A 2,206-nucleotide genomic window follows, 5' to 3' on the forward strand; every position below is an offset into this window, starting at 1 on the left:
ACTGACATGGCTTTCGGCATGATCATCATCGGCGACGAGATCCTCTCCGGCCGCCGCGAAGACAAGCACCTGCGCAAGCTGATCGAAGTCTTGGGCGCACGCGGCCTGGCGCTCGAATGGGCCGAGTACGTCGGCGACCAACCCGCGCGCATTACCGAGGTGCTCAAGCGCACCTTCGCCGCCGGCGATGTCGTGTTCTGCACCGGCGGCATCGGTGCCACGCCCGACGACCACACGCGCCAGTGCGCGGCGGCTGCGCTGGGCGTGCCGCTCGTGCTGCACCCCGATGCGCGCGAGCAGATCACCTTGCGCATTGCCGAGACGGCGGCGGGCGATGCGGTCAAGGGAGACCTCTCCATGCCGGAGAACCAGCACCGCTTCAAGATGGGCGAGTTCCCGCAGGGCGCGCGCATCATCCCCAACGTCTACAACCGGATCCCCGGCTTCTCGGTAGGCGATCATCACTTCATGCCGGGCTTCCCGGTGATGGCCTGGCCGATGATGGAGTGGGTGCTCGACACCTACTACGCGCACCTGTTCCACACCGCGCCGCGCGAGGAGCGTTCGTTCCTGGTGTTCGGCCTGCCCGAGTCGCGGCTGACGCCGCTGATGGAGCGCATCGAAGCCGAGTTCGATGGCGTGAAGGTGTTCAGCCTGCCCAGCGTGGGCGATGCGTCGCGCGGCGAGCGCTATGCCCGCTCGCACATCGACCTGGGGGTGAAGGGGCCGCCCGAGGCCGTGGCACGTGCCTACGTGGTGCTGCGCGAAGGCGCGCTGGCGCTGGGCGGCGAGATCATCGAGACGGACGCCGCGGCGGCGTCCTGATGCCGTGAGTGCTGGCCGGCAGCATGTTGGCCAGCAGAGTGTTGGCCAGCAGAGTGTTGGCCAACGTCATGCGCCGTGCCAGGGCAGGCCGCGGAAGCACCAGCCTTCCACGGTCTTGCGGTGGCCTTCAGTATCCTTGGCGCCTTCGAAGCCTTCGAGCACATCCATCGCCAGCTTGTAGCCGGCCTGCGCGGCGGCCATGGCCGCATGCTTGGAGCGCGCGGCGCTGCGGCACAGGAATAGCACCGGCGCATCCTTGGGCACGGCGGCTTCCAGCACGTCCAGGAAACTCGGGTTGCGCACGCCGCCTGGATACTGGTTCCACTCCACATGCACGAATTGGTCGGGCGCGACATCCGGCGTGCCGACCCAATCCAGCTCCGCGCGGGTACGCACATCGACCAGGCGGGCCCGTGGGTCGGCGGCCAGCAGGGCGGCGGTTTCCTGCGGGGTCAATGCACCGAAGTACGGCAGCTGACCGGCATCGCGGCGCGCGGCGGCAGCGTCGAGCAGGGACTCACGGGTGGCGGTGGTAGCGGTCATGGCAATCGACGGGGTGGAAAAGCGCATTTTAACGCTGCGGTCACATCAACCGGCGTCATTTCCCCAAAACAGGGCGCGCACGCCTCAAGTGCACTATATGTGTGCGTAAACGTTCTCGGTGCACTGTTCGCGTGCATTGCCTATCCTGCCTGAACAGCTTGTGGCGCAGAATCGGTGAAAGCCAACCGCCGACTACCGCCGATTTCCGATGCCGGCCGCACCGCGCCTGACACGGCTTGCCGCCAGCCTGCACTATTTGCGGGAGGCAATGCGCGACATGGGGCAGCAATTGGCATGCTTTCTGCTAAGATTTCCCCGGTCTTTTTCAGGGGCGTCCAGCGGTGTCGGACGGCCTTGTCAGGAAGAAGATGTTTCGGCGTGTGCGGGCGGTTCACAGCGATCCGTCACACAACCGGCTCACAATGATTTGCGTTATTGCGCTACCAGGAGAATGGCATGTCCCACAGCATTGCAGACGTGATGAAGCTCGTGAAGGAAAACGACGTCAAGTTCGTCGATTTCCGCTTCACCGATACCAAGGGTAAAGAGCAGCACGTCTCGGTCCCCGTGTCGCATTTCGACGAAGACAAGTTCGAAAGCGGCCACGCGTTCGATGGCTCGTCGATCGCCGGCTGGAAGGGCATCGAAGCGTCGGACATGCTGCTGATGCCGGATTCGAACACCGCCCACATCGACCCGTTCTACGAAGAGCCGACCCTGGTGCTGACCTGCGACGTGATCGAACCGTCGGACGGCAAGGGCTACGATCGCGACCCGCGCTCGATCGCCAAGCGCGCTGAAGCCTACCTGAAGAGCTCCGGCCTGGGCGACACCGCCT

3 protein-coding genes are annotated in these 2,206 nt (G+C 65.0%); 2 read left to right on the plus strand and 1 reads right to left on the minus strand.

What is annotated here, in order from left to right; translation table 11 throughout:
* Positions 1 to 6 precede the first annotated feature (6 nt).
* Positions 7 to 825, plus strand: a complete 819-nt coding sequence (locus tag QZ609_RS26560; protein ID WP_295501537.1) for a competence/damage-inducible protein A — start codon at positions 7 to 9, stop codon at positions 823 to 825.
* 66 nt (positions 826 to 891) lie between these two features.
* Here QZ609_RS26560 and QZ609_RS26565 read toward each other — a convergent pair whose 3' ends face one another.
* The gene (locus tag QZ609_RS26565; RefSeq protein ID WP_295501540.1) at positions 892 to 1,368 is read right to left on the minus strand and encodes a rhodanese-like domain-containing protein; all 477 of its coding nucleotides are present in this window, start codon (positions 1,366 to 1,368) and stop codon (positions 892 to 894) included.
* A gap of 456 nt (positions 1,369 to 1,824) precedes the next feature.
* Between QZ609_RS26565 and QZ609_RS26570 the strand changes: the two genes are divergently transcribed.
* The coding region (locus QZ609_RS26570; RefSeq protein ID WP_295501533.1) for a glutamine synthetase beta-grasp domain-containing protein at positions 1,825 to 2,206 on the plus strand (382 nt) is incomplete at its 3' end.

It is taken from the genome of uncultured Ralstonia sp. (genome assembly GCA_913056305.1).
Classification (GTDB): Bacteria; Pseudomonadota; Gammaproteobacteria; order Burkholderiales; family Burkholderiaceae; genus Ralstonia.